The organism is Dyella flagellata (assembly GCF_030160275.1).
In the GTDB taxonomy this organism is placed as follows: Bacteria; Pseudomonadota; Gammaproteobacteria; order Xanthomonadales; family Rhodanobacteraceae; genus Dyella_B; species Dyella_B flagellata.
The window spans coordinates 83,310-108,377 of sequence record NZ_BSOA01000036.1 but is presented as its reverse complement, the minus strand read 5'-3'; the positions used below and the strand labels follow the sequence as shown (position 1 = coordinate 108,377).

The 25,068-nt window shown below is 62.1% G+C and carries 24 protein-coding genes and 1 pseudogene; 14 read left to right on the top strand and 11 right to left on the bottom strand.

Annotated elements, in window-relative coordinates:
* From QQJ96_RS15930 to QQJ96_RS15915, 4 genes are all read left to right on the top strand, one after another.
* On the top strand, positions 1 to 748 hold a 748-nt coding region (locus QQJ96_RS15930), incomplete at its 5' end, for a thiol:disulfide interchange protein DsbA/DsbL (protein WP_284333009.1).
* 82 nt (positions 749 to 830) lie between these two features.
* Positions 831 to 1,484 (top strand): thiol:disulfide interchange protein DsbA/DsbL, encoded by a 654-nt coding sequence (locus QQJ96_RS15925; RefSeq protein ID WP_284333008.1) that lies wholly within the window; start codon positions 831 to 833, stop codon positions 1,482 to 1,484.
* Positions 1,485 to 1,629: 145 nt separating this feature from the next.
* Complete coding sequence (locus QQJ96_RS15920) at positions 1,630 to 2,412, top strand: endonuclease/exonuclease/phosphatase family protein (protein ID WP_284333007.1); 783 nt, start codon at positions 1,630 to 1,632, stop codon at positions 2,410 to 2,412.
* On the top strand, positions 2,409 to 2,783 hold the full coding sequence (locus tag QQJ96_RS15915) for a hypothetical protein (protein ID WP_284333006.1): 375 nt from the start codon (positions 2,409 to 2,411) through the stop codon (positions 2,781 to 2,783). The genes QQJ96_RS15920 and QQJ96_RS15915 overlap by 4 nt, the downstream gene beginning before the upstream one ends.
* 116 nt (positions 2,784 to 2,899) lie before the next feature.
* Here QQJ96_RS15915 and QQJ96_RS15910 read toward each other — a convergent pair whose 3' ends face one another.
* On the bottom strand, positions 2,900 to 4,513 hold the full coding sequence (locus QQJ96_RS15910) for a glycoside hydrolase family 17 protein (RefSeq protein WP_284333005.1): 1,614 nt from the start codon (positions 4,511 to 4,513) through the stop codon (positions 2,900 to 2,902).
* Positions 4,514 to 4,674: 161 nt separating this feature from the next.
* Between QQJ96_RS15910 and QQJ96_RS15905 the strand changes: the two genes are divergently transcribed.
* From QQJ96_RS15905 to QQJ96_RS15880, 6 genes are all read left to right on the top strand, one after another.
* Positions 4,675 to 6,759 carry a transglycosylase SLT domain-containing protein gene (locus tag QQJ96_RS15905; protein ID WP_284333004.1) on the top strand — a complete coding sequence of 695 codons (2,085 nt, stop codon included), beginning with the start codon at positions 4,675 to 4,677 and terminating at the stop codon, positions 6,757 to 6,759.
* An 80-nt stretch (positions 6,760 to 6,839) separates the two neighbouring features.
* Positions 6,840 to 7,790, top strand: coding sequence for a complex I NDUFA9 subunit family protein (locus QQJ96_RS15900; RefSeq protein WP_284333003.1), 951 nt, complete (start codon positions 6,840 to 6,842; stop codon positions 7,788 to 7,790).
* Between the two features lie 23 nt (positions 7,791 to 7,813).
* On the top strand, positions 7,814 to 9,037 hold the full coding sequence (locus QQJ96_RS15895) for a multifunctional CCA addition/repair protein (RefSeq protein WP_284333002.1): 1,224 nt from the start codon (positions 7,814 to 7,816) through the stop codon (positions 9,035 to 9,037).
* A gap of 122 nt (positions 9,038 to 9,159) precedes the next feature.
* A complete protein-coding gene (locus QQJ96_RS15890; protein WP_284333001.1) occupies positions 9,160 to 10,095 on the top strand; it encodes a glycosyltransferase family 2 protein in 936 nt (311 codons plus the stop codon).
* Position 10,096: 1 nt separating this feature from the next.
* A complete protein-coding gene (locus tag QQJ96_RS15885) occupies positions 10,097 to 11,731 on the top strand; it encodes a hypothetical protein (protein WP_284333000.1) in 1,635 nt (544 codons plus the stop codon).
* Positions 11,732 to 11,812: 81 nt separating this feature from the next.
* On the top strand, positions 11,813 to 13,537 hold the full coding sequence (locus tag QQJ96_RS15880; RefSeq protein WP_284332999.1) for a hypothetical protein: 1,725 nt from the start codon (positions 11,813 to 11,815) through the stop codon (positions 13,535 to 13,537).
* On the opposite strand, the gene QQJ96_RS15875 is transcribed toward QQJ96_RS15880, so the two are convergent.
* From QQJ96_RS15875 to QQJ96_RS15855, 5 genes and pseudogenes are all read right to left on the bottom strand, one after another.
* Positions 13,422 to 14,630: a class I SAM-dependent methyltransferase gene (locus QQJ96_RS15875; protein WP_284332998.1), complete on the bottom strand. Its 1,209-nt coding sequence runs from the start codon at positions 14,628 to 14,630 to the stop codon at positions 13,422 to 13,424. The genes QQJ96_RS15880 and QQJ96_RS15875 overlap by 116 nt on opposite strands.
* On the bottom strand, positions 14,627 to 15,385 hold the full coding sequence (tatC, locus tag QQJ96_RS15870) for a twin-arginine translocase subunit TatC (RefSeq protein WP_284332997.1): 759 nt from the start codon (positions 15,383 to 15,385) through the stop codon (positions 14,627 to 14,629). The genes QQJ96_RS15875 and tatC overlap by 4 nt, the downstream gene beginning before the upstream one ends.
* Entirely contained in the window at positions 15,375 to 15,734 is a 360-nt protein-coding gene (gene tatB / locus QQJ96_RS15865; RefSeq protein WP_284332996.1) for a Sec-independent protein translocase protein TatB, read from the bottom strand. Before tatB ends, tatC begins: the two co-directional genes overlap by 11 nt.
* Positions 15,735 to 15,751: 17 nt before the next feature.
* Positions 15,752 to 15,997, bottom strand: coding sequence for a Sec-independent protein translocase subunit TatA (locus QQJ96_RS15860; RefSeq protein WP_284332995.1), 246 nt, complete (start codon positions 15,995 to 15,997; stop codon positions 15,752 to 15,754).
* A gap of 94 nt (positions 15,998 to 16,091) precedes the next feature.
* A pseudogene (locus QQJ96_RS15855) lies at positions 16,092 to 16,766 on the bottom strand (lipid-binding SYLF domain-containing protein); the annotation flags it as partial.
* A 136-nt stretch (positions 16,767 to 16,902) separates the two neighbouring features.
* Here QQJ96_RS15855 and hemH point away from each other — a divergent pair.
* A complete protein-coding gene (hemH, locus tag QQJ96_RS15850) occupies positions 16,903 to 17,958 on the top strand; it encodes a ferrochelatase (RefSeq protein ID WP_284332993.1) in 1,056 nt (351 codons plus the stop codon).
* The gene (locus QQJ96_RS15845; protein WP_284332992.1) at positions 17,955 to 18,821 is read left to right on the top strand and encodes an alpha/beta fold hydrolase; all 867 of its coding nucleotides are present in this window, start codon (positions 17,955 to 17,957) and stop codon (positions 18,819 to 18,821) included. Before hemH ends, QQJ96_RS15845 begins: the two co-directional genes overlap by 4 nt.
* A gap of 77 nt (positions 18,822 to 18,898) precedes the next feature.
* Here the strand turns inward: QQJ96_RS15845 and QQJ96_RS15840 are convergent, their stop codons facing one another.
* The 5 genes from QQJ96_RS15840 to QQJ96_RS15820 are packed head-to-tail and all read right to left on the bottom strand — an operon-like array spanning position 18,899 to position 23,190.
* The gene (locus QQJ96_RS15840) at positions 18,899 to 20,074 is read right to left on the bottom strand and encodes an ABC transporter permease (protein ID WP_284332991.1); all 1,176 of its coding nucleotides are present in this window, start codon (positions 20,072 to 20,074) and stop codon (positions 18,899 to 18,901) included.
* Complete coding sequence (locus QQJ96_RS15835) at positions 20,071 to 20,805, bottom strand: ABC transporter ATP-binding protein (RefSeq protein WP_284332990.1); 735 nt, start codon at positions 20,803 to 20,805, stop codon at positions 20,071 to 20,073. The genes QQJ96_RS15840 and QQJ96_RS15835 overlap by 4 nt, the downstream gene beginning before the upstream one ends.
* On the bottom strand, positions 20,802 to 22,379 hold the full coding sequence (locus QQJ96_RS15830) for an alpha/beta fold hydrolase (RefSeq protein ID WP_284332989.1): 1,578 nt from the start codon (positions 22,377 to 22,379) through the stop codon (positions 20,802 to 20,804). The genes QQJ96_RS15835 and QQJ96_RS15830 overlap by 4 nt, the downstream gene beginning before the upstream one ends.
* A gap of 8 nt (positions 22,380 to 22,387) precedes the next feature.
* A complete protein-coding gene (locus tag QQJ96_RS15825; protein WP_284332988.1) occupies positions 22,388 to 22,582 on the bottom strand; it encodes a helix-turn-helix transcriptional regulator in 195 nt (64 codons plus the stop codon).
* Between the two features lie 5 nt (positions 22,583 to 22,587).
* Positions 22,588 to 23,190, bottom strand: coding sequence for a hypothetical protein (locus QQJ96_RS15820; protein WP_284332987.1), 603 nt, complete (start codon positions 23,188 to 23,190; stop codon positions 22,588 to 22,590).
* Positions 23,191 to 23,660: 470 nt separating this feature from the next.
* Between QQJ96_RS15820 and QQJ96_RS15815 the strand changes: the two genes are divergently transcribed.
* Both QQJ96_RS15815 and QQJ96_RS15810 read left to right on the top strand, forming a co-directional pair.
* A complete protein-coding gene (locus QQJ96_RS15815; RefSeq protein WP_284332986.1) occupies positions 23,661 to 24,212 on the top strand; it encodes a fimbrial protein in 552 nt (183 codons plus the stop codon).
* A gap of 90 nt (positions 24,213 to 24,302) precedes the next feature.
* Entirely contained in the window at positions 24,303 to 25,046 is a 744-nt protein-coding gene (locus tag QQJ96_RS15810) for a fimbrial biogenesis chaperone (protein WP_284332985.1), read from the top strand.
* The last annotated feature ends 22 nt before the right edge of the window (positions 25,047 to 25,068 follow it).

The following is a 25,068-nucleotide window of genomic DNA, read 5'->3' as shown; positions in this document are numbered from 1 at the left end:
CGCCGGCACCGCGCAGGCGCCAGCCGCCGCTTCCACCGCGGCATCCGCTAGCACCGCAGCCGCGCCGGCTGCGGCTGCCACGGCGGCAGCACCGCGCAAACCCTCCGCGCCGGCCGAACCCTTCGTGGACAACGGCAAGTGGGTGGAAGGCAAGAACTACTTCACCGTCGAGCCGCAACAGCCCACCGGGAATCCGGACAAGATCGTGGTGACCGAGGCATTCTCCTATGCCTGCCCGGCCTGCAACGCCTTCCACACCACGGTCGACCAGCTCGAACAGGGCCTGCCGTCGAATGCGGTGATGACCTATCTGCCGGTATCGTTCCGCCCGGACGAGAACTTCCCGCTGTTTCAGCGCGCCTACTACGCTGCCAAGGCGCTGGGCGTGGCCGATAAAACGCAAGATGCGATGTTCGATGCCGTGTGGAAGAGCGGCGAGCTGGCCTCCGACGATCTCACCACCGGCCGCCCGAAGCCGCAATCGGCATGGCCAACGATCGATGACGTGGCGAAGTTCTACGGCAAGTACGGCGTCGATCCCAAGCAATTCGTGGCTGTGGCCAACTCCTTCAGCATCAACACGCAGATGAAGCGGGCCGATGACATGGTGAAGGCGTATGGTGTAGAAGGCACGCCAACGATCATCGTCAACGGCAAATACCGATTCACGCCGAGCGACGCCGGCGGCTACGCCCAGACCATCGAGCTGGCCAAATGGCTGGTCGCCAAGGAAACCGCGGGCAAGTAGGCCAGGTAGGCGCAGCGCCCGGTTCGCCGGGCGCTTCTTGTTTAATCCCGATGTTTGACCCGCTTTGTCATTAGGAAGAACCATGTTCCAGAGCGCCCGATTCCGTCTCGCCACCCTGCTGTGCGGCCTGCTGCTGACCTCGGCATGCAGCGCGGCAGCTCCCGATGCAGCCGCTCCGTATACCGACGGCAACCAGTACGTCACCCTGCCGGCACCCAATCAGCGTGACAGCAGCAGCGGCAAGGTCGAGGTCGTGGAGGTCTTCTCCTATGGCTGCATCCATTGCGCCGAGTTCTCCACGTATGCCGATGAACTGCGCAAGTCGTTGCCCAAGGGCGTGGAATTCAAGCTGGTGCCGGCACCGTTCAACGACGCCTGGGTGCCGTTCGCGCGCGCCTACTATGCGTCGAAGAAGCTTGGCCTGCTGGAGCAGACACACGATGCCCTGTTCGATGCGAAGTTCAAGCAGCAGTATCCGATCAATTCGATGGACGAGATCGCGGATTTCTATGCGCATCACGGCGCCGACCGCACCGAGTTCCTGAAGATTGCCAATTCGCCGGAAGTGAATGCGCAGATCAAGAAGGATCTGGCGCTGATCCAGACCTGGGGCGTGGATGGCACGCCCACCATCGTGGTCGACGGCAAGTACCGCAGCGCCAACGTCCAGAGTTTCAAGGAGCTGTCGGATCTCACCAAATGGCTGGTGCAGCGGGAATTGAACGCCAAGCGGTAGGCTGGGATGACCATCCCGGCGGCGGGATGCCGAGGAGCCGGTGATCTATTCCTACGTGCCCGGTGGCGGCGGTTTTCACAATAACCGCATCGAGAACCTTTAGGATGCCCCGATCTGTTCCCCCAGGTACCCGGCATCGGCTGCCATGACACGTGCCCCCGGCAAGCATCAACGGCTGCGCCTGCTGAGCTGCAATATCCTGGCGGGCGCCAGCGTGCAGCGTTACCACCAGTACGTCACGCGCGGCATCAACGCTGTGCTGCCCGCCCGCAGCAAGCTGGACAACCTCGATCGCCTGGCAGAACTGTTGCCGCAGTTCGATGTGATCGGCTTGCAGGAAGCCGACGCCGGCAGCCTGCGTTCGGGTTTCCTCAACCAGACGCGCTATCTTGCCGAGACCTCGCGCATGCCGTTCTGGAGCCATCAGCCCAACCGGCCCGTCGCCCAGCTTTCGCACACCGCCAACGGCCTGATCTGCCGTCTGGAGCCGGAGGTAGTGGTCGACTATCCACTGCCCAGCCGCATTCCCGGGCGGGGTGCCCTATTGGCGCGCTTTGGCGACGAAGCACATGGGCTGGCGGTGGTGATTGCGCATCTTTCGCTGAGCGCGCAGGCGCGTGCGAAACAGCTGGCCTTTATCGCTGAGGTGCTGCAGGATCACCCGCATGCAGTGCTGATGGGCGATCTCAACACCGATACGCGCAGCGTCGAAATGCGCCATTTGTTCGCCCACTCCAGCCTGCAGCCGCCGGAACAGAGCGTACCGACCTTTCCGAGCTGGAAACCAAGGCGGGCGCTCGATCACATCCTGGTGTCGTCGGACATCCGCATCGACAAGATGTGGACACTGCCGCAAGCCTTTTCCGATCATCTGGCGCTCGCCGCTGAAATCCAGCTTCCCTCCGCCCCATCCAAAGCGCATAAATGACCGCACGACGTTTTTTTTCCATCGCACTTCCCTGGTTCCTGCTCGTGGCGATCGGCCTGCTGGCGGCATGGTTGCGCTATGGCTTCATCCAGCCGCCGGAACTGGCGCATCTTTGCGACGACGCCAAAGGGCCCGCGTGGTGCAGTGCACGCGCGGCGATCGTGATCGGTTTCAACACTTACGGCTATGGCATCGCCGCGATCATCGCTACAGCGCCGGCGCTGCTCTGCAGAAAGCCCTGGCTGGCATGCCTGGCAGCCGCGCTTGGTCTTTTTGCGCTCACGCTGTACTGCTACATCCCTGGTGCGATTGCCCTGCTAATCGGCAGCCTGCGCCTGGTACGTCTGCAAGCCAGAGAGCCTCTGATCTAGTCCTACGTGCCTGTCACCGCACTATGTGTGCGCGTCTGGCTGCGTGTAGGCTGGGATGACAATCCCAGCATCGGGATTCCGTGTGGAAAGCTGGGATTAGCATCCCAGCCTACGCGCTAGTCGGCAGCCTGCGCCTGGTACGCCTGTAGGCGAGCGACATGATGGCAACGCCAAGCGACCCACACCGGCAGCGCGATCGCCAGATTCAAGCCCAGCCATAGCCATGCGACCTTGCTCATGCCCGCCTCCTGCACGACCGGGGCGATGGCAAGCAGGGGACCGACGCAAGCCATGAAGCGCTGCTCCGCGGACGGCATGGAATACTCATGCGTCAGCAAGCCAAACACGCCATAGGCCACGCACGGCAGGGCGAACAAGCCCATCGGAAAATCCATGTAGCGCCCGTTGAAGGCGAGCAGGATGTCGTACAGCACCAGAGCGAACAACGCGGCATAGCGCCACCACGGCGAAGGCTCGGTGTGATCGTGATGGTCGGCCAGATGCGCCGCGAAGCGTCGCGCCAGCGCCGCCGCAACCGCCCACGCGCCGGCCAGGCACACCGATGAAAGCAGCCATTCCCACCACCCTTCGCAAGCGAACATCATTTGCCGCAATTGCCAGGCTATGGAACTACCCGCAGCAAAACCGGCCAGCGACAGCGCGATCCAGCCTCGGATGCCGTGCCAGCTACGGTGGCGCCCACCGATGAACGCAAACGCAATGGCGCCCACCGCCCCTGCCAGCCATCCCCACCACCAGTGCGGCTCCTCCGTCACCGGGCCGAGCATCGGAAATTTCGGCTTCGCGTTGGAATCGAAAATACCCCAATAGCCGCCTACCGTCCCCTCCAGCGCGCGCTTCCACGGCTGGTCAAAGGTTTCGATGACGTTGTAGGGCATATGCACCTGCGCGGCGTAACGCAGAAAGGCGCGCAGATACAGCGCCTCGTCCACCAAGCTGGGTTCGGCCGACCGGCGCAAGCGCCCGGCGCTAGGCCAGCCGGTTTCGCCGATCATGATTTGCTTGCCGGGAAACGTTTGCTGCACGCGTGCGTAAACTTCCTTGACATGCTGCACGGCATCGATCGCCGCTACCGGTTCGTTTTCCCAATACGGCAGGATGTGGATGGTGACGAAATCCACAGCGCTCTCCATTTGCGGGTAACGCAACCAGTATTGCCACACGTCGGCATAGGTCACCGGAATCGTCGCGGGTACCGCCGCGCGCACGCGCCGGATGTATTGGGCAAGATGCTTGGGCGAAAGATCGCCGCGCAGCAGCACTTCGTTGCCGACCACGATGCCGCGGATCACGCCGGGATTGGCCTTGGCAGTTGCGATGCCCTGCTCGATCTCCCGTTCGTTGATCTTCTCCACTCCGCCCAGCCAGATGCCCATCAACACCTGCATGTGATAACGCGCGGCAATGGCCGGCACCGCGGCCAGTCCATTGCCCTGCGAATAGGTGCGCACACAGTCGAAGCGTTGTGACAGGGCGCGCAGATCTTCGTCGATGCGTTCGGGTGTCATCACGAAATGCGTGTCAAAGGGTGTCTCGCCCGGCTTGCGGAACGGCGCATAGGACACGCAGGCGATCCGCGCCGAGGGAGCATCCGGCAAGTCGACCGGACGGCCGATCTGCCACCACCAGGCCAGGCCGGCCAGCGTGGCCAGGATCAGTGCCAGCCAGGCAAGGCCGTAATGGGCGATATTCTTGGGCTTGGGCGGCATGCGGGCTTTGGGCGCGTAATGGGACGGAACATCGAAGGATAAAGGGGAACAGGGAACGGCGGACAGGGAACTTGCGTGTTCGACAGATGAAGCACCGTTCATACCCGCAAAAATCCATCCCTTTACACTCTGTTGCGTTCTTCCGAAGGAGTGGAATCCTCATGGCCCCGCCAGCCGTATCGCGCATCGGCCGCTACCTGTTGACTGTTCTGGCCGGCGGGATGCTGACCGGTACAGCCGTCGCACAAACGCATAGCACCTCATTGGAAGCGCAACGCGCCGCGTTCAAACAGGCCTATGCCGCCGCCAGCCAGGGCGGCGACGGCTGGCGTGCGTTGGCCAAGGGGCTCATGGACTATCCGCTATATCCCTATCTGCAAGCGGCGTCGCTGGAGCACGACCTGCAACAGGTGGACCGTCCCAGCGTGGAAGCCTACCTGCGGCAGGCCCCCGACCTGATTCCGGCCAGCGACCTCAAGCGCGATTTCCTGCAGGAACTGGCGCGCCGCCAGGACTGGACCGATTTCGTCGCGATGTATCAGCCAGGCTTGGGCGACGCACTGAGCTGCGACGCCCTGCAGGCGCAGCTCGCCGGTGGCGCCAAGCTGGATTTCAATCGCGATCTGGCCGCGCTATGGGCTGAGCCCGCGCTGCCTTCGGCCTGCGATCCGGTACTGCAGGCCGCCTTCGACCAGGGCTTGCTGCCCCCCGCACGCGTCTGGTCACGCATCGACGTAGCCTTGGAGGCGGGTAAGGCCGGCACGATCTCCGGTTCGTCGAAATGGTTGCCGCCGGATGAGGCCAGGACGGCGCAGAACCTGGTGCTGGCGCTCAACGACCCCGCAGCGGCCCTGCTGGCCGCGAAACAGTGGCCCGACAACACGCGCTCCCGCGCAGCCATCACCCTGGCGCTGCTGCGCCTGGCGCGACGCCAATCCGACCAGGCCGACAGTACCTGGCAGCAGTTGCAGGGCCGCTTCCATTTCACTCCCGCGCAGCGCGATCGAGTGTTGAATGCCCTCGCCGTATTCCACGCCGCCGATTTCGACAGCGATGCGCTAGCGCGCCTGATTGCGCTGCCGCCCTCCGCGCAAACGCCGACCAGCCGAGAATGGCGCGTGCGTATGGCGCTGGTGGCAAAAGACTGGCAAGCCGTGCTGGATGCAATTGCCGCCATGCCGTCCGCCCAGCAACAGGACGATGAGTGGCAGTACTTCCGTGCACGGGCCTTGGATGAACTGGGCCGTACGGAAGAAGCACAGCGCGTGTACGCCAGCGTCGCCGACCAGTCCAGCTACTTCGGCTTCCTGGCCGCCGACCATCAGAATGCCTCGTATGCGCTGTGCAGCACACAGCCCGCTACCGATGCGGGGGCCCAGCAGGCCGTGCTGGCGATCCCCGGCATCCGCCGCGCCTTCGAACTGTTCGCGGTCGGCATGCCCAAGCAGGCACGCCGCGAGTGGAGCCTGGCATTGGCCAATGCCGATGCCCCGACAATCCGCCAGGCGGTCATCCTCGCCAATGAGCGCGGCTGGTACGACCGCGCGGTGTTCGCGTTCAACAAAGGCGACGCGCTGAGCTACTACCCGCTGCGCTTTCCGCTCGCCAGCCAGGATGGCCTGGTGCCACAGGCCGAGCAAGCTGGCATCGATCCATCCTGGGCCTACGGCATCCTGCGCGTGGAAAGCGCCTGGATGAGCGATGCGCAGTCCGCTGCCGACGCGCGCGGATTGATGCAATTGCTGCCCAGCGCCGCCGCTGGTGTGGCACGCCGCAACGGTCTGCCATGGAACGGCGGCGATAGCCTGTACTACCCTGCGACCAACATCGAGCTGGGTACTCGTTACCTGGCGCAGATGGTTCAACGCTTCAACGGCTCGCTGTGGCTGGCGAGCGCCGCGTACAACGCCGGCGCGGCACGTGTGAGCCAATGGGTCACGGCCCGCGGCATGCTGCCGCCCGACCTGTTCGTCGCTACCATTCCCTACAAGGAAACCCGTGAATACGTGGCGCGCGTGATGTACTACAGCGTGATTTACGACTGGCGCCTGCATGGCAAGGCCGCCCCGATCTCCACCCGCATGCTGCCGATCGGGCAGCCCAATGGCCGGCTGGATCCGCCGGATGAGCGCAAGCGTTTGACTTGTCCGGCACCCGCAGTAGCGACGGCGACTTCGTCAGCTGCGGCACCGGCGGCGGCTACCAGCTCGGCAATTGCCGCACCCGCCAGGGGCAAGTCGCGCTGAGCATGTCCGCTTCGCCTGGATTGCGCCGCCAGTAGAGTAAAATTCGTGCCGGGCTGCTTCCCTCCCAGGGGGACTTCGTCATGACCCCGCAACGCATCGTCATCCTCGGTGGAACCGGATTCGTTGGAAGCTATCTGGTACCTCGCCTTGCCGCCGATGGGCATCGCGTCATCCTGCTCTCGCGCAACCGGGAGCAGCATCGTTCGCTGGCCGTGCTGCCCGGCATCGCCATCCGCAGCGCGGATGTGTACGACGATGCCGTATTGCGCCGCCATTGCGACGGTGCCGATAGCGTGATCAACCTCATCGGCATCCTCAACAACAGCGGCTGCCATACCTTTCAACGCGCGCATGTGGAGATGGCACGACGCCTGATCGAGATCTGCAAGGTCACCGGCGTACAACGGCTGCACCAGATGAGTTCACTGAAAGCCGGCCAAGGCCAGTCGCAATACCTGCAAACACGTGGTGAAGCGGAGGCATTGGTCAAGGTATCGTCGCTGAATTGGACGGTCTACGAACCAAGCGTGATCTTCGGGCCCGGCGACGGCCTGGTTACACGCTTCGCCAAGCTGCTGCGCAAGATGCCCGTGCTTCCGCTGGCGCGTGCCACCTCGCGTATGGCTCCCACTTATGTGGGCGACGTTGCCGAAGCCATCGCACGTTGTGTAGCCGACGACAAACGCGCTACGCGCCGTAGCTTCGAGTTGTACGGCCCGGAGATACTTACTCTCGTCGAAATAGTACGCGCCATTCGCGACGCCGCAGGCTTGCACACCTCCATCATGCCGCTGCCCGACAGCTTGGGCCGATGGCAGGCGCGGTTCGCGGGCATGCTTCCGGGCAAACCTTTCTCGCTCGACAACTTCCTCTCACTGGGCACCGATTCCGTCGGCAGCAGGGATGGCTACGCCGCGCTCGGCATCGTGCCGCAACCGTTCACAGCGTGGCTCCCGCGCATCATCCTGGGCATGCCTCGGCAGCAGCGCCTGGACGTGTCACGCCAGACCTTCCGCCATCGCGGAGTGTAAAGGCGACCATGGCACAATAGGGCATGCGCACTTACCTGGTCGGCGGCGCGGTCCGCGACAAACTGCTGGGACGTTCCGTGATTGACCACGATCACGTGGTAGTCGGTGCGCGGCCAGATGACATGCTAGCGCTTGGCTACAAGCCGGTCGGCAAGGACTTTCCGGTTTTCCTGCATCCGCAAACCAATGAGGAATATGCTCTCGCCCGCACCGAGCGCAAGACCGGACGCGGCTACCACGGCTTCGCTTTCCATGCCGATCCCGGCGTGACGCTGGAGCAGGACCTCGCGCGGCGCGACCTTACCATCAACGCTATTGCGCAGGACGAGGAGGGGCGGCTGGTCGACCCCTACAACGGTGCAGGCGATATCGAACGGCGCGTGCTGCGGCATGTCTCGCTGGCCTTCGTTGAGGATCCGGTACGCCTGCTGCGCGTGGCCCGCTTCGCCGCGCGCTTCGCTCCACTTGGATTCACGGTTGCCGACGAAACCATGGCCTTGCTGCAACAGATGGTGCGCGATGGCGAGGTCGATCATCTCGTGTCCGAACGCGTGTGGGCGGAAACACGCAAGGCACTGGGTGAAACCCAGCCCTCGGCCTTTCTGCGTGTATTGCGCGAGTCCGGCGCACTGTCCGTACTATTCCCGGAAATCGATGCCTTGTACGGCGTTCCACAACGCGCCGAATTCCATCCCGAGGTCGACACCGGCATCCATCTGGAAATGGTGCTGGACGCTGCCGCCAGGCTGGCCCCCGGCAACGACCTCATCGGCTTCTGCGCGCTCACTCACGACCTCGGCAAAGCTCTGACCCCGAGGGAAGAACTGCCGCGCCATGTCGGCCATGAACACCGCGGCATCCCGCCTCTGCAAGGGCTCGCGGCACGCCTGAAGGTGCCTACCGAGTACGCTGAACTGGCCGAACTGGTCTGCCGCGAGCACCTCAACGCACACCGCGCATTCGAACTGAAGCCCGCGACGGTGTTGAAGCTGCTGACGGCGCTGGACGCCTTGCGCCGCCCCGAACGGCTACAGACCTTTCTCACTGCATGCCTGGCCGACAAACGCGGCCGCCTGGGTCACGAACAAGACGACTACCCGCAGGCAGCGTACCTTCGTCGTGCACGCGACGCTGCTGCCGCTATCACTTCAACCCCGTTCGTCGCACAAGGTCTGCAAGGGCCTGCCATCGGGGCCGCCATGGAACAGGCTCGGGTGCAAGCCATTGCGCAATGTCGCCCTGACTGAGGTTTCGCTGTTGGCGGCCCCTCTTCAATACATGGCCGTGCGAAAATACGCGCCTGCGCCCCGCTCGCGCATTTTCAGGACCTGCTGACCATATTGATACCCCAGGATTTGGGATTGAACAAATGACACGTATAGCTGTGCTGGTCCCGTGCTTCAACGAGGCTGTTTCTATTACCAGGGTCGTTGCCGAATTCAAAGCTGCCCTGCCCACGGCAACGATCCATGTCTATGACAACAACTCTACGGACAACACGATCGAACTGGCAAAGTCAGCCGGGGCCATCGTTCGCAAGCAGGAGCTTCAAGGCAAGGGTCATGTCGTTCGCCGCATGTTTGCCGATATAGAAGCCGATGCCTACGTCCTCGTAGATGGCGATGCCACGTACGATCCGTCGGCCGCCCCCATCATGGTGCAGAAGCTCCTCGAAGAAAGCCTGGATATGGTCGTCGGCACGCGCGTCAGTACAGAGCTTGAGGCCTATCGCCGGGGGCACCGCTTCGGCAACTGGCTACTGACCAGCTTGACGGGATATATCTTCGGCAGAACCTTTACCGACATGCTTTCGGGCTACCGCGTCTTATCCCGGCGTTTCGTAAAGTCATACCCCGCCCGTGCAGGCGGTTTCGAAGTCGAAACGGAGTTGACCGTCCATGCGTTGGAACAACACATGCCTGTGGCGGAGCATCCGACCCAATATGCAAGCCGCATGGATGGATCGCACAGTAAATTGAGTACTTGGCGCGACGGGTGGCGGATTCTGGCTACCATCTTGAAACTCACCAAGAACGGGAAACCCCTGCTGTTCTTTGGCATCGCAGCAACCCTGTCCATGTTGATAGCAGTTTTGCTGGCTTTGCCGCTACTGATTACGTATTTGCATACCGGTTTGGTGCCGCGCTTTCCGACGGCGGTCCTATGCAGCGGATTAATGGTGCTAGCAGCCATTTTCCTCGTCTGCGGACTGGTGCTGGACACCGTTACGCTCGGACGGCGAGAACTGAAGCATCTGGTGTATCTCGCCTATCAATCGCCACACCCCATGGATGAAACCGACTGAGATGAATCTCTCCCCTACATCCAAATGGAGCCTGGATAAGCAACCCTGGCTGGGTATCTGCTTGACCGTCGGCGCGCTGCTTTCCATCAAGCTGAAGCAGGATGCCTCCTGGGATTTGAAGAACTATCACCTGTATAACGCCTGGGCCCTGCTCAACGATCGTTATGCACGCGATCTCGTGCCCGCCAGTATGCAGAGCTATTTCAATCCGCTGCTGGACTTGCCCTATTACCTGCTCTCGACCGGACCACTCGAACAGTGGCCAAGACTGCTGGCCGCCGTGCAGGGACTATGGTTCGGAGCGCTTTGTTATGTAGTGCTGCGAATTGCTTTTCGTCTGGCCGAGTACCAGGGCCGCAAGCCGCACTGGGGAGATCTGATTGCCGTGCTGATCGGCGTCAGCGGAACCATGGCCGTATCGCAGACCGGCGGCACGTCCAATGAGATCGCGCTTGCGTTTTTTGTGTTGCTCGGCCTTTACCTGCTAATGCCGTTGTTTCATGGCGCTGTGCAAAGGCCTCTGCTGGCAGTGTGGCTCGCCGGACTCAGTTGCGGCTTGGCCGCCGGCTTGAAACCTACCGCCATTGTCTACCTGCCGGCGCTAGGCTTGGCGGTGCTCTTGGCGCCTGCAACGATGGGCCGCCGCCTGAAATGGGGCGCCGCATTCACGGTGGGCGCTGCCTTGGCGTTTTTATTGAGCTATGGGTGGTGGGGCTGGCACCTCTACCGCCTAAGCGGCAACCCTGTGTTTCCGCTATTCAATCAGATATTCCGATCCGACCTGATACCGCCCATGAGTACGGTCGATGCGCGCTTCTTGCCACGCGATGCCATGCAATGGGTATTTTATCCGTTCTACTGGCTGCATAAGCGTGCAAGTCTCGTCACCGAACCGCCGTTTGCCGACCCCCGCTATGCGCTCACGATGCTGTCTTTGGCGCTTATTGCGGTTTTCGCCTTGTTAGGGTCTCGGCGAAAACTAAGTGCCGCAAGAACAGTAACTCATCCGGTCATTCGGCTTTTCGGTGTCTTCCTCAGCCTCTCCTATCTGTTCTGGCTTGTGCTGTTTTCCATTTTGCGATATGCCGTTGCCATCGAGGCACTGACCGGCATCGTAATGTTGATGGCGGTGCAAGCATGGATTTTTATTCCGCGAGACGACCAGACGCAGCAGAAAATCATAGGCCTGAGCATGGGCGTGTTGCTTGTTCTTATTGCGGCAACCACTCACTACCCCGGCTGGGGGCGAATCCGATTTGGAAAGCAGGTCTTCGCCATCACTACGAATGACGTACCGCCGGGCAGCCTGGTGTTACTTGGCGGCATCCCTTCGGCCTACCTCATTCCTTTCTTTCCCCACTCCCAGCAGATCGACTTTATCGGCCTGAACTGGTTTGTGCAGGTGTCAGATAGGCATCGGCTCTGGAACACGATTCAACAACGACTGGAGCAGCGAAAAGGACCGCTCTATATCGTGCTGCGCCAGGACGACAAGGACGATTTGGACCTGCTGCATAGCCTGACTCCCGACCTTTCCATCGGGGATTGCCGGCCTATTCTCTCAAACCTCGATCACGAACCCGGGGTGGACTCGGGCGATCTACGCTTATGCCTTGCTCATCGCGGCGGAAAGTAATCTGTATACGGCGCAAAATCCTGTTCAAGGCACACCGTCGAGCGGAATGAGGCTAAATGGTGATCCACAGATGGAATCAACATGACATTCGATCGGGCCAATCTGGTGCATCGCTATGGATGGGTTATCCCTGTCCTCGTCTTCACGTCTGCCATCATCTTCCACATCCACCTTCCCGGCCTGTATTTCGATGCAGTGAACCCGGACTTCGTCGCGGCGCAAAAGCTGCATCCGACGCATCTGCACAACCCCTCGGCCACGCTACCGTCCAAGATCTTTCCCATTTTGGGTAGCCTCTATCACGGCGTGCAGAATCTGTATGTGGACCTGCCGATCTTCGCCATTTTCGGCTGCGACGTTGCTCCGCTGCGCATTGCGCAGGCGTCGTTCGGTGCCGTGCTGCTGGTGGCTTTTTTCATTGTCGCGCAAAGATTGACCAGGTCTACCACGCTTGCGATGCTGGGGGCGCTCGGACTGGCTAGCGAGATCGCCTTTACGGCATCGTTCCGCACCCAATTCTATATAGTCATGGGCGGCGCGACTTGGCTGTTCGTTTCGCTGATGCTTGCCCTGCAATCCAATCCGGATGAACGCGTGCCAATGCACAGGTTGTTTTGGTCCGGCTTCTTTGCGGGGCTGGCAGCCTATGGTTACTTCGTTCTGCTGTTCTTTGTGCCCGGCATGCTGGCCCTGGTCGCATTCAGGCCGCAATCCGATCGTCGCCAGCTCATTCGATGGGGTTGTGGATTGGTGGCAGGATTCGCTCCCTATGCACTTGGCTATCTATCGCTGGTGATCAAGCTGCATGGCGTCAGTCCAACAGTCGCGTTCATTCGCCGCATGCTGGACATGCTGCATCCGCTGCAGGGCAGCGGGACGAGCGGAAGTAATCTTCTCTACGCCTGGCAGATGGCTCGACTTGCCATCACCAATAGTGGCAACGACGCGATGATTTTCGGGTACTCGCTGCCCTCCTGGTGGGGCGAAACCAAGTTCTATGTCTTCGCGGCTTGCACGCTGATCCTGGTGGCCTGGTCCCTGGTTTATTCGCTGCGTCGTCGCAAAATCCCGTCGTGGGCACTGATCGGCTTGCTTCCACTGTCCTATATAGTCGCCGCGTCGCTACTCGGTTCGCGATTATGGGCTCATCACTTCTGCGTGCTGGTTCCCTTCGTGTACTTGCTGCCGCCGTCGCTGGTGGCAAACATGCCTATCAAGCTTCGAATGAACCCGATGATGCGAGGCGCAGTCATGGGGCTAGCAGGTGCGGGCTGCCTGCTCGGCAATGGGTCTCAGCAATACACCTTCCATCAACATCTGGCGCGCAGCGGAGGGGAAGGCATGAGCACCTATGCGCTGACGCAGTTGGCATTGGAGGCACGGCACGCGCCGTCGGACACCGCGTACCTTTTCCCCGAATGGGGATTTTTTACCTCTTTTGGCCTGCTCACTGAGAACAAGGTCCGCTTTACCGAGGATGTTGCGCCCGAAACGCTCAGCGACCTGAGACGTCTTGGCTACGAGGACCTTCGCCTGACTTATTGGCATCCTGCCGATCGGGACCGTTATGCACAGATACTATGGGAAGCAGGCATCCCGGCGACGACCGAGCGCACTTTCACCACCCTGGATGGGCGTCCCGTGTTCTATTGGCTGGAAGGTCGATTCGCGCCCGGCGAAGTGGCGCCGCCTAAAGACGGCCGCCCTGATCGGCCGCAAGCAGCTCCGCAGGCAACGGCAGCGCCGGCAGCCCACGCGCCAGCAGCATTGCCTGAAACCGCTCCCCCATCTGATCCGGCAAGGTGAGTTTCTTCACCTGCTGGGCGAGACGGTGGCGTGCAGCATCGTCCGTGGCTTGCTCGTAGGCATGTTCGAAAACTTCCTGCAAGCCGGCAGCAATCAGGAAGTGGGCTTGCGGCAGATACGCCGCCACGCCGAAGCCGGCGCTGTTGCCGGCTTCGGCCAGGGCGGTGAAGTCGACGGAGGCGGTGAGGTCGTTGAGTCCCGGCAGGTAAAGCGGATCGTTGTGCGCACGATGGCGATAATGTGCCATCAGCGTGCCGTCCCGCCGTTCCGGTAGATAAAACTCCCGCCGCACGTAACCGTAATCAATGAACAGCATCAGGCCGGCATCAAGCGAACCGGCAATGGCCTGCATCCAGTACGGCAACTGCGGGAGGATTTCCGAACGGTAGCCGTCTTGGAAGTTTCCGCCAAGATCGCGTTCGACGTGCCGCACGGCACCGGTAACCAGGGCGTCGGCCGGGCGATCCACGCGCATAAGGCGCGCCTCGCCATCGATTGCGACGTACTCTTCGTAAACTTCGCCACGGCGGAGCACGAAGCGTGTGGCCGGCAAGGCATCGATCACTTCGTTGGCGAACAGGATGCCGCGCCAGCTCTGCTCGGGTGGACGGTCAATCCAGGCCAGGCGCGTCATGATATCCGCCGGCAGCGCCGCCCTGAGACGCTCGCGTTGTCGCTCGCGTAGATCGGCGCTGGGCTCGAGAATCAGATAGCGGCGCGGCAATACGCCGTTCTCGGCCAACGCCAGGATCGCAGCTTCAGCAAAGGCGCCGCTACCGCCGCCGAGCTCAAGGAAATCCGCCTCGCTACCGAGCATGGCCAGCACCGGCTGCACGGCATGTACTACGCAGCGAGCGAACAGCTCGCCCAACTCCGGCGCAGTGACGAAATCACCGGCCGCGCCGAATTTGGTTTTGCCAGCGCTGTAATAACCCAGCCCCGGCGCATAGAGGCAGCGCTCCATGTATTGCGAAAACGGCATCGGCCCGTGCGAGGCGATGGTTGCGCGCAAGTGCTGCAGCAGGCGCTCGGAATGCTCAATCTCTTCGGCCGTGGGCTGAGGCAGACGCGAGGCTTGGGACGGCTTCATCATGAATGGGAAGCTGCGTCGGCCGCATTCGGCTTCAGCAGCCAGCGCACGGCGAGCAGGCCGATTTCGTAGAGCAGGCACATCGGGATGGCCAGCATGATCATCGAGGTAATGTCCGGCGGCGTGACCACTGCGGCGATGGCGAAAGCGCCCACGACGGCATAGCGCCGGCCCTTGCGCAGCTTGTCCAGGTCGACGACGCCCACTGCCGCCAGCACCACTACCGCCACCGGCACTTCGAAGCACAGACCGAAGGCGAAGAACATCAACATGACGAAGTCGAGGTAGTGCGTGATGTCCGTCATCATCTCCACGCCCTGCGGCGTGACCGCCGTAAGAAAGCGGAACGCTGCCGGCAATACCAGGAAATAAGCAAACGCGCAGCCGATGTAGAACAGCACCAGCGCCGACACCAGCAATGGCCGCGCCAGGCGCTTTTCATGCTTGTACAAGCCTGGACTCACGAACGCCCACAGCTGATACAGGATCACCGGCATGCTGATGAACAGCGCCGCGTAGAAGGTAAGCTTCAACGGGGTGATGAAGGGACTGGCCACTTCGGTGGCGATCAGGTGCGCGCCTTCGGGCAGACGCGAGACCAATGGCGCGGCGAGCCAGGCGTAGAGCCGGTTGGCGAACGGCACCAGCACTGCCAGCACCACCGCCAGTGCAAGAATGGCCCTGATCAGCCGCGTGCGCAGCTCAAGCAGGTGCGAGAACAGACCTTGCTGCAAATCCAGTTCAGGCTCAGCTGCCATGGGGAGTTTCCTTCGGCGCTTCCGCGGAGGCTGAATCCTGGCTCGCGTTGACGATGGTGTTGCGCACCTCCGCAACTGTGCCTGTCACCTGTTCGCGCGTCTCGCTTGCCGCCTTGGTCATATCGGCCTGCAGGCTTTCAGCACGGGCCGCCGCTTCGCGCGCGGTGCGCTTGAGTTCCTCGATTTCCAGCTCACGCTCGACCTCGGCGCGCACGCTGTCCCAGCCCTGCCGCAAGCGGCGCACCAGCGCACCGGCCGTGCGCGCGGCATGCGGGAGCTTTTCCGGGCCAAGCACGATCAGCGCGATCAGCGCCAGCAACACCAGCTTGCCGAGGCTGATCTCGATCATATGGCTTTCCTATGCGCTTATTTCGTTTCGCTGGAATCGCGCTGCTGCTGGCCAGCAGAGCTGCTGGCGCCGGGTTCCGGATCGGCGTGCAGCTTCTCCTGAGCCTTGCGTTTTGCTTCGTCCTCGTCGCCTTGCATGGCCTTCTTGAAGCCGCGCACGGCATTGCCCAGATCCGGGCCGATCTTGGTCAACTTGCCGGTGCCGAACACCACAAGAATGATGACGAGCAGGATCGCCCAGTGCCAAATGCTGTCAAAACCCATGAATAACCTCGTTGCGGAGTCCTGCCATGGCGCCTGCGGAAGTGCGGGCGCACCGGCGTTCCGTCAAGTGAAAGGCGCGCCCTGCGCGACCTCAGCGTGCAGTGTACTCCTCCAGGGAGTCGCGGAAGCGCACGACCGCCGCCGGGACATTGCTCACCCCGCCCTCGAAGATGCGCCGCGGCGTAATGCCCTTGCCGTAAACCTGCTGGTTGGCGTCGTAGTCGATCTTGATCACCGAGCCGTCCAGCGCCACGCCGGCAAACAGGCCGCGGGCGCGGGAATAGGAATAAATCTCCGCTTTCAGCTGCTGGTCAGTCGCGGCCGAGGCCGTGCGGCCCACCGGGCCGGCGGCGGCCGAGGCGTCAGCCCCCACCGTGAACTTGCCGTTGACGATCGAATCCACGCCGCGCTGCGTGCGGAACACCAGGATCACATCCGTCTTGGACACGCCAATCTGGAAGCCCACGCTACCGCCCCCGAAGGAGATGAAGCTGGGGTTGGACCAGGTGCCGTCCGGATTCTTGACCGAAACCAGGCCCTCGCCACGGCGGCCGCCGAACACGAAACCGACCTTCAGCACATCGGGAATCACGGCGATCGCCCGCGCATCGCGCAGCAGATCGGTGGGGATGGACTTGTCCGGCGCCTGCTCGATCTCGTTGAGCACACGCACCGCATTCTGGGCGCGCTGCTCGGGCGTATCGTCCCCGGCATGCGCAGCGGCGACGGGCAGCAGCAGCACAAGGGCAACGAGCGAAAGGCGACGCAATGCATTGAACATGGATGGCTCCCGATTTGAATGAGTCGACCGCGATCGCAAACGGAGGCAAGCATAGCCGCCTTGTGCGAAAGGCTGGTGGCGGCTTATGGCAGACTGAGCCGGCTCATACTGCGTCTACGCCGCCATGCCAGTCCACCACTATACCGGCCTTGCCGGACAATCCTACGACCAACCCGCTCAGGCTGGCGTACTGGTCGTGAACCTGGGCACACCGGACGCCCCTACGGCACAGGCACTACGCCCCTATCTGGCCGAGTTTCTGGGCGATCCACGCGTCATCGAGTATCCGCGCTGGCTGTGGCGGCTGATCCTGCATGGCGTCATCCTGCGCCTGCGCCCGGCTCGTTCGGCGCATGCCTATGCGCGGGTGTGGACGCCGGAGGGTTCGCCCCTGCGGGTAGGTTCGGAAAAACTCGCCGCCGCCCTCCAGGCCAGGCTGGATCAGGCCGCCGCGGGACCCGTACGCGTTGCGCTGGCCATGCGTTATGGCAAGCCTTCGGTAGGCGAGCAGATCGAGCAGATGCGGCGCGCAGGTGTGCGCCGACTGCTGGTGCTGCCGCTGTATCCGCAGTATTCGGGCACTTCCACCGGCTCGGTGATCGATGCCGTGGCTGACATGCTCAAGCAGCTGCGCTGGCCGCCGGAACTGCGCATCATCAACAGCTATCACGACGACGCCGGGCATATCGAAGCACTGGCCCAGTCGATCGAACACTGGTGGGCCGAGCACGGCCGGGCTGACAAACTATTGCTGTCGTTCCATGGTATTCCGCAGCGCTACGTGGCTGCCGGCGATCCTTATCTGCATCAATGCCAGGTCACGACGCGCTTGCTGGGCGAGCGACTGGGGTTGGAAGCCTCGCAGTTGAGCATGAGCTTCCAGTCTCGCGTGGGCCGTGAACCATGGTTGCAGCCGTATACGGATGAAACCGTGCGACGCTTTGCCCACGAAGGCGTCAGGCGGCTGGACGTTGCCTGCCCTGGCTTCGCGGTGGACTGCCTGGAAACGCTGGAAGAAATCGCCATGCAGAACGCGGAGTTCTTCACCACAGCCGGTGGCGAGACGCTGCGCTACATTCCAGCGCTCAACGACAGCGACGCGCAGGTCGCCAGCCTTGGCGCATTGATTCTGCAGCACGGCCAGGGCTGGCCGGAATTCGCAGTGAGTGATGCGCCATGACCTTGTACTCCGATGTAGCGCTGCCGATCGAGCAGCGCATCCACCTGTCGCACCATCTTTCGCTTACGGCATTGATCTGGGGCGACGAGAGCGCCCCGCCCATGCTGGCCTTGCACGGTTGGCTGGACAATGCTGGCAGCTTCTCCTTGCTAGCGCCCAGACTCGCCAGGCACTTTCGCGTCATCGCGCTGGAATTGCCCGGACACGGGCATTCCGACCACTTGCCCGCGGGCATTAGCTATCACTACGTCGACTATGTAAGCGCCGTGCTCAGCGCCGCCGATACACTGCGGCTGGGGCGTTATGCCTTACTGGGCCACTCGCTGGGTGCGGGCATCGCCTCGCTTGTTGCTGCCGCAGCGCCGCAGCGCATTGAACGCCTGTTCCTGATCGAGGGGCTTGGCCCCTTGGGCGATGACGGCTCGAACACTCTGCAGCGCTTTCGCGATGCCTATGCCGCGCCTGCCGCCCATGGCAAGTCGCTGCGGGTGTTCGCGAATGTGGATCAAGCCGTCAGCGCACGCACGATCGCCAGCGGCTTGCGGGCGGATCTGGCGCGGCCGATCGTGCAGCGCGGCCTGGCCGAAGTCGAAGGCGGCTATCGCTGGCGCAGCGATCCGCGCCTTACACGACCCAGTGCGATACGGCTGGCCGAAGCACAGATACGTGCACTGCTGGCAGGCATCGAGGCGCCCGCTTCGTTGCTGCTTTCCAGACCGACCACGCCCTATTTGCCCAGCGAGATGATGGAGCTGCGTGCGCAACAGGTGCCACGCATCGCCGTAACGCCCATGGACGGCGGACATCATCTGCAGCTGGAACATCCGGGTGCGGTTGCCGCTTGGCTGCTCGAAGCCATGTAGGCTGGGAAGACCATCCCGGCATTGCCATCCATGCAGCGCAAACGAGGCTGGGATTGTCATCCCAGCCTACCAAGGCCTCAGGTAGAAATCGCCAGTCGCTCGGACCGATACACCCATGCCGTCGCCGCCATCGCCAGTAGCGCCACTAGCAGACCGGTGATGACGCAACTCGATAGCTGCACAGGCGTGACCTGCTCACCACGCAGCAACTGCATGATGCCGACCTGCTGTCCGAGCAACGGCACATAGAACATCCAGTCCGTGATTTTCATGGGCGTCACGCTCAGCAGCACCGACGGGAAAATCGGCACCATCATCAGCACCGACTGGTAGGTCTGCGCCTCCCGGTAACTCTTGGCGAAGGCCGAAACCAGCGTCTGCAGGCAGGCCAGCAACATCACCAGCGGCAGCATCATCAAAAGTACTTGCGCGGCGAAGGAAATGCCCAGGTTCATACGCATGCCGAGTCGCTCGATCGGTATCAGCTTGCCGCAGAAGCCAAATGCGATAACGCAAATCAGCAGGCTGACCAAGGAGAAAACACAGGTTGCAGCCAGCTTGCCCAGCAATATCTTCCAGCGCGGCACGGGATTGGCGAACAGGGGCTCCAGCGATTGCCGCTCGCGTTCGCCGGCGGTGAGATCAATCGCCAGGTACATACCGCCCATGAATACCGTCAGCACGAAGAAGTAGGGCAGCATGCCGAACATCATTCCGGCGCGCGACTGCGGCGTGGACTGGTCACGCTCGTCGATCGCCACCGGCGCCATCATGGCGGGTGACAGGCCGCGCGCTACCAGCCGCATCACGCCCTGGCGGCGGCTGTAGTTTTCAAGCAGGCCTTTCACGCGTCCGACCGTACTGCCGGTGTCGCTCTGGGAGGAATCATAGATCAGCTCCACCTGCGAGGTCTGGCCCTTGCGCCAGGAGTCACCAAAGCCGGCGGGAATGCGCAGCACAATCTCGGCGTCCCGGTCGCGCACCGCGGCTTCCGGATCGGCGATGGGCGGCTGCGGCACCAGGCCCTGCTGCTTGAGCGCATCGATAAGGTTCGGCGCATATTTCGCGCCGATCACCGGCACCTTGACCGGTTGATCGGCCTTGTTCAACTCGCGTGTGAGCACCACGTTCATGATCATGATGAAAATGACCGGCCCAAGCAGCGGCCCCAGGATCAGGGCACTCATGATGGTGCGCCGGTCGCGCAGGTTTTCCTTCACTTCCTTGAGGAAGACGGTCAGCAGGGTCTTCATGCCGCCAGCCCCTCTTCGCTGCCGATGATCTTCACGAAGGCATCCTCCAGGTTGGCCTCGCCGGTCTGCGCGCGCAGCGCGTCAGGTGTTTCGTCCGCCACCACGCGGCCGTGTGCGATCACCACGATGCGATCGCACAGCGCCGCCACCTCCTGCATGATGTGACTGGAAAACAGCACGCAGCGCCCCTCTTCCTTCAACCGCCGCATGAACTGACGCATGCTACGGGTCGCCATCACATCGAGGCCATTGGTCGGCTCATCCAAAATCACGTTTCTTGGATCATGAACCAGCGCTCGGGCAATCGCCGTCTTGACGCGCTGCCCTTGCGAGTAGCCTTCGGCGCGGCGTTCCGCGATGTCCGTCATGTCCAATGCCTTGACCAACTGCTCGCAACGCATGCGAATGAGCGATTCGTCCATGCCTTGCAGGCGGGCAAAATATTCGATGTTCTCGCGTGCAGTGAGCCGCTTGTACAAACCGCGCGCATCCGGCAACACGCCGAGCTGGCGGCGAACGGCGAGGGCGTCTGTCGCGACATCGATGCCGTCGATCAGTACCTGTCCGCGGTCCGGTTGCATCAGCGTGTAGAGCATGCGCAGCGTGGTGGTTTTGCCGGCGCCATTAGGTCCCAGCAGCCCGGTGATTTCCCCGTCGCGCGCCGTAAAACTCACGCCGTCCACGGCTTTCACGGCGGCGAAATGCTTGTGCAAGTCCTTCACCTCGATCATGGCGAAGCTCCATTGAAATCGATGAATGCCGGGGTTCCGCCCAACTTGTTCAGGCAGCTTGCATCGAGCGCCTTCGGATCGGGCCGGTCGATGAACTTGCCAAGCAACTGCGGCATGCAACCACGGCCGAGCAGGGAATGCCCCTGCCCCTTGAAAATCAGCTGTCGCGCGTCGGACAAGCCCGGGAGGATTTCAACGCCATAGCGTGGCGGCGTAACCGGGTCCAGTTCGCCGGAAAGCATCAGGATCGGTTTATCGCTCTTCAGTGGCGCATGGAAATCGTCCGGGCGTGCGCCGTGCGGCCATATCTGGCACTGCGCCTTGATCGCATCGACCAGATGATTGCCCAGGATGGTGTTCTGGTCTTGCGGGCGTGGCTGCAGCAGGTCGGCATCTTCGCTGCAGATCACGCTCATGGACATGCCACTATTCATGTCGCCATTGAGATCGCTGTTGAGAATCTTGGCTTGCCCCAGCAAGGGACCGACGTCACCATGCGCCGCCGCGTTGATCGATAGGGGTAGCAGCGCGGCGGTTTCCGGCTGGTAGGCAAACATGCGCACCACGCTGGCGAGCGCGAATTCGTTCAAGGGCCGCTCCACCGTCTGGTAGGTTTCCGGATCGCGGAAGCTGACCTTGTGCGGATTCGCCCGCAGGGCGTCGCGCAGCTGATACAAGGTTTGCATCGAATCGCCGAAACGCTGCTTGCAGGTGGCCACCGCCGCGCAGCCGGCAAAATTCTTTTTCAATGCGTCATCGAGGTCGGCGGCGAAGTCCTGACCCAGCACCGCCTGGTTCGACACCACCGAGTCAAGCACGACACTGCGTACGCTAGCGGGATAACGCTTGAGGTACTGCTGCGCCATGCGCGTACCGTAGGACACGCCGACCAGATCCAGCGCCGGCGATCCCAGCGCCTTGCGCACATCTTCCAGATCCTGCGCCGCAATGGTGGTGGTGTAGTAGCGCGGATCGGCTTTTTGTCGCACTTCGTTCAAGCACGCCGCGACGTCCTTGCGAACCTTGTCCAGGTCAAGCGTCAGCGCATTCTGGTCGGACGCCTCTTGCGCGTTCTTGCAGCTCAACGGATTGGAACCTCCGGTACCGCGCTGATCCAGCAGCAGCACATCGTGATGCTTGCGAACCTCGCTAAACGCGGGCGCCTCGAACACCCATGCCTCGGTCGCCGCTTCGCCGGGGCCGCCGGCGAGCAGTGTGACCAGGTCGGGCGCGGGCACCTGTGCATCGCTGCGGGCAATCGCCAGCCTCAGGCTGATACGGCGACCGTTTGGATCGGCGCGGTTTTCCGGTACGTCGAGCGTAGTGCACCACGCATGCGCTCGCGCACCACTGCCGGGGCGAGCCAATTCGCACGGCTTGAAGGTAAGCGATCCGTGTCGCCAAGCATGCTCGGGCTGCGACGGCTCCTTGGTCTGAACCGTTGCCGAAACGGGCGCCACATCCGCGGTTGTCCCAGCCGGTTGACCGGGATGCCGCCAATGCTGATAGGCCAGCACGCCCAGCACCACCGCCCCTGCCGTCACTCGTAAAATGGTTCTTGCCTTCAAGGCCATTGCTTCCCTCACTCCTCAGGGACAAAGATCATTTCGATCGGCCTGCCGAACAGGCGCGCGATCTTGAACGCCAACGGCAGACTCGGATCGTACTTGCCGGTCTCGATGGCGTTGATGGTTTGCCGCGATACATCCAGTTTTTGCGCGAGTTCGGCTTGCGACCAGCCGTACTCGCCGCGCAAGTCACGCACAAGATTATTCATGATGCTTATTCACGGCGGTATTTGCGCTTGAACCAGCGTAAGAGGACAGGTAACAGACCGCCCGCCATGAAACCGAAACCCACCCCGCTCAGGGCTGTCAGGCGATCCGCTTGCGCATGATGCTTGAGCAGCAAAGCCGCCAGAAGCAGGGCGACACCGCCCAGCATCATGAAAACAGACGGCTTAATGCTGAATCCCTCCTCGCAGCTCCCGCTTCCCGCATAGCTGCGCATGACCCACCAACGGACCAGGGCGTAGCACACCACCATCGCCGGAAACACGAAGAGCAAGCTCGATCCATCCAGCTTCACCACACCCGCACTGGCCAAAAAGCCGGCAACGATGCTCAGCGCGCTCACCACCGCCGTCGCCGTGCCCAATGCCACCAAATGGGTATGGCGCTCAAGTTCGTCGCTGTTGAGGATGAGCCGTGCCATTTGGCCGATCACATAGAGCACCGGCACCGTGGGTGCCACCGCCAGCAGAATCTTAAGCGGCAAGCTCGTGGTTTCGCTGGCCAGCGGCCAGGCGATCAACATGAAAGCGGTATAGATCGACATCGCGATCATTACCCGCCATTGGTATTGCTGCGGAGAAAACTTTGGCATGGCCAGCCCCTCAAGCAACCCGGGCCAATGACCGTGTGGGCGCAGCGCGCCTGGCGGTACAGGCGTTACGGCAACGCTTCATCGTGATATCCCCTTATGTAAAGCACGCTTGACACGAAGCCTATCCAGACCCTCGCTTCATGTCAAGCACGCTTTACAAAGGCCATGTAAATCGCGTGGCTCCCCTGACACTGCACGTCACTTTTTGACGGCCCCCTGCCCTGTCAGGAGAAGCAGTTCACACTTTTTCCCGACAAAAGTAGGGGAATGCCATGTAATCGTGTAAGCCATGTGTAGGAAATAACCGGAGTTTCCCCGACAATGTGATGGGGGTCACGCTTTGGCCTGAATGTTGCTCACTCGCCTCTCAAGGCGTGGGCCTGCCCGTGAGGGGGCGGGAATACGCCGGCCCACTGCAAGCGCTTTACCGAATGCCTGTAATTCACCTACCCGTTAACCAGGGAATCCGCATGAAGAAGATCGTCCTGTCCGCTGCCCTCGCCGCCACATTCGGCGCGGCAGCATTGTTCTCCACCTCGGTGGCCGCCTCCGACGGCACCATCACCATCACCGGCAAGGTGGTGGCCAACACCTGCACGTTCAGCGTGAACGGTGGCAGCGCCAGCAACACCGTCCAGTTGCCCGTGGTGTTCACCACTGCCTTGGCGTCTTCGGGCAGCGTTGCCGGCAATACCCCGTTCAGCATCAAGGTGACCGGTTGCGATCCGAACCTCACCAGCGTGCAGGAACAGTTCGGTGGCAGCAACATCAACGCTACCGATGGCAACCTCAAGAACATCGCCACCGCGTCGGCTCCGCAGACGGTCGCCGGCAATGTCGAAGTGCAGCTGCTCAGCGGCACCGGTTCGGTCATCAACCTCAACAACAACAACAATTCGCCGGTGGGAACCCTTTCCAGCGGCGGCGTAACGTTGAACTACCAGGCGCAGTACTACGCCACCGCCGCAGCGACGGCCGGCCTGGTGAACACGACCGTTACGTACACCACGCAGTATCAATAAGTCGCAGAACGAACACGCTGCGGCGCGCTATTGCAGCCGCAGCGTAGTTCCCGCTCGTCCCGCCATTCGTTGCTCCCTGAGAACCCATCCATGAATGCCTTCATCCGCGCCGTCCGCGTGGGACTGCTGACCATGTGCCTTTTCACCGGTGCTGCGAATGCCAGCGTTCTGATCGCCGGCACGCGCGTGGTGTTCCCCGCCCAGGATGGTGAAGTCACCGTGCGGCTGACCAACGATAACGCCCATCCGGCGCTGGTCGAGGCTTGGATCGACAGCGGCGACCCGAAGTCCACGCCGGACAAGGTCAATGTACCGTTTCTGATCACCCCGCCACTGTTTCGCATGGAGGCGCACAAGGATCAGAACCTGCGCATCATTTCCACGCCGGCACAGTTGCCCGCCGATCGCGAGTCGCTGTTCTGGCTCAACGTACTGGAAATTCCGCCCAAGCCCAGCACGGAAGAATCAGCTGGCAAAAACCTCTTGCAGTTCGCGATTCGCTCGCGCCTGAAGCTCTTCTTTCGCCCTGCGCATCTGCCCGGCAATGCGCAGGCGGCACCTGGACAAGTGACCTGGCAGGCCGTCGCCGATGGCCAGGGCTATGCACTGGAAGTGCGCAATCCCACGCCGTACCACGTCACCATCGTCAAGTCATCGCTGGACGTCGGCGGCAAGCCCTATAGCGCGGACGCGGGCATGGTCGATCCGTTCGGCTCGCTGCGCCTCAAGGTCAAAGGGCTGACGACGGCTCCGGCAGCGGGCACTTCCATCGCCTATGACATCGTCAACGATTACGGCGCAACCGCTAGCTTCAAGGGCAGCGTCTCGCCGTGACACGTCGCCGGCACACATTTCA

Excerpts from the sequence above, each read along its gene's own strand:
- QQJ96_RS15915 (WP_284333006.1), top strand. The coding sequence starts at position 2,409 with ATGACCGCACGACGTTTTTTTTCCATCGCACTTCCCTGGTTCCTGCTC.
- QQJ96_RS15810 (WP_284332985.1), top strand. The coding sequence starts at position 24,303 with ATGAATGCCTTCATCCGCGCCGTCCGCGTGGGACTGCTGACCATGTGC.
- QQJ96_RS15900 (WP_284333003.1), top strand. The coding sequence starts at position 6,840 with ATGACCCCGCAACGCATCGTCATCCTCGGTGGAACCGGATTCGTTGGA.
- QQJ96_RS15910 (WP_284333005.1), bottom strand. The coding sequence starts at position 4,513 with ATGCCGCCCAAGCCCAAGAATATCGCCCATTACGGCCTTGCCTGGCTG.
- QQJ96_RS15905 (WP_284333004.1), top strand. The coding sequence starts at position 4,675 with ATGGCCCCGCCAGCCGTATCGCGCATCGGCCGCTACCTGTTGACTGTT.
- QQJ96_RS15875 (WP_284332998.1), bottom strand. The coding sequence starts at position 14,630 with ATGATGAAGCCGTCCCAAGCCTCGCGTCTGCCTCAGCCCACGGCCGAA.
- QQJ96_RS15825 (WP_284332988.1), bottom strand. The coding sequence starts at position 22,582 with ATGAATAATCTTGTGCGTGACTTGCGCGGCGAGTACGGCTGGTCGCAA.
- QQJ96_RS15845 (WP_284332992.1), top strand. The coding sequence starts at position 17,955 with ATGACCTTGTACTCCGATGTAGCGCTGCCGATCGAGCAGCGCATCCAC.
- QQJ96_RS15890 (WP_284333001.1), top strand. The coding sequence starts at position 9,160 with ATGACACGTATAGCTGTGCTGGTCCCGTGCTTCAACGAGGCTGTTTCT.
- QQJ96_RS15815 (WP_284332986.1), top strand. The coding sequence starts at position 23,661 with ATGAAGAAGATCGTCCTGTCCGCTGCCCTCGCCGCCACATTCGGCGCG.
- QQJ96_RS15835 (WP_284332990.1), bottom strand. The coding sequence starts at position 20,805 with ATGATCGAGGTGAAGGACTTGCACAAGCATTTCGCCGCCGTGAAAGCC.
- QQJ96_RS15880 (WP_284332999.1), top strand. The coding sequence starts at position 11,813 with ATGACATTCGATCGGGCCAATCTGGTGCATCGCTATGGATGGGTTATC.
- QQJ96_RS15925 (WP_284333008.1), top strand. The coding sequence starts at position 831 with ATGTTCCAGAGCGCCCGATTCCGTCTCGCCACCCTGCTGTGCGGCCTG.
- QQJ96_RS15895 (WP_284333002.1), top strand. The coding sequence starts at position 7,814 with ATGCGCACTTACCTGGTCGGCGGCGCGGTCCGCGACAAACTGCTGGGA.
- tatB (WP_284332996.1), bottom strand. The coding sequence starts at position 15,734 with ATGATCGAGATCAGCCTCGGCAAGCTGGTGTTGCTGGCGCTGATCGCG.
- QQJ96_RS15920 (WP_284333007.1), top strand. The coding sequence starts at position 1,630 with ATGACACGTGCCCCCGGCAAGCATCAACGGCTGCGCCTGCTGAGCTGC.
- QQJ96_RS15840 (WP_284332991.1), bottom strand. The coding sequence starts at position 20,074 with ATGAAGACCCTGCTGACCGTCTTCCTCAAGGAAGTGAAGGAAAACCTG.
- tatC (WP_284332997.1), bottom strand. The coding sequence starts at position 15,385 with ATGGCAGCTGAGCCTGAACTGGATTTGCAGCAAGGTCTGTTCTCGCAC.
- QQJ96_RS15885 (WP_284333000.1), top strand. The coding sequence starts at position 10,097 with ATGAATCTCTCCCCTACATCCAAATGGAGCCTGGATAAGCAACCCTGG.
- QQJ96_RS15860 (WP_284332995.1), bottom strand. The coding sequence starts at position 15,997 with ATGGGTTTTGACAGCATTTGGCACTGGGCGATCCTGCTCGTCATCATT.
- QQJ96_RS15830 (WP_284332989.1), bottom strand. The coding sequence starts at position 22,379 with ATGGCCTTGAAGGCAAGAACCATTTTACGAGTGACGGCAGGGGCGGTG.
- hemH (WP_284332993.1), top strand. The coding sequence starts at position 16,903 with ATGCCAGTCCACCACTATACCGGCCTTGCCGGACAATCCTACGACCAA.
- QQJ96_RS15820 (WP_284332987.1), bottom strand. The coding sequence starts at position 23,190 with ATGCCAAAGTTTTCTCCGCAGCAATACCAATGGCGGGTAATGATCGCG.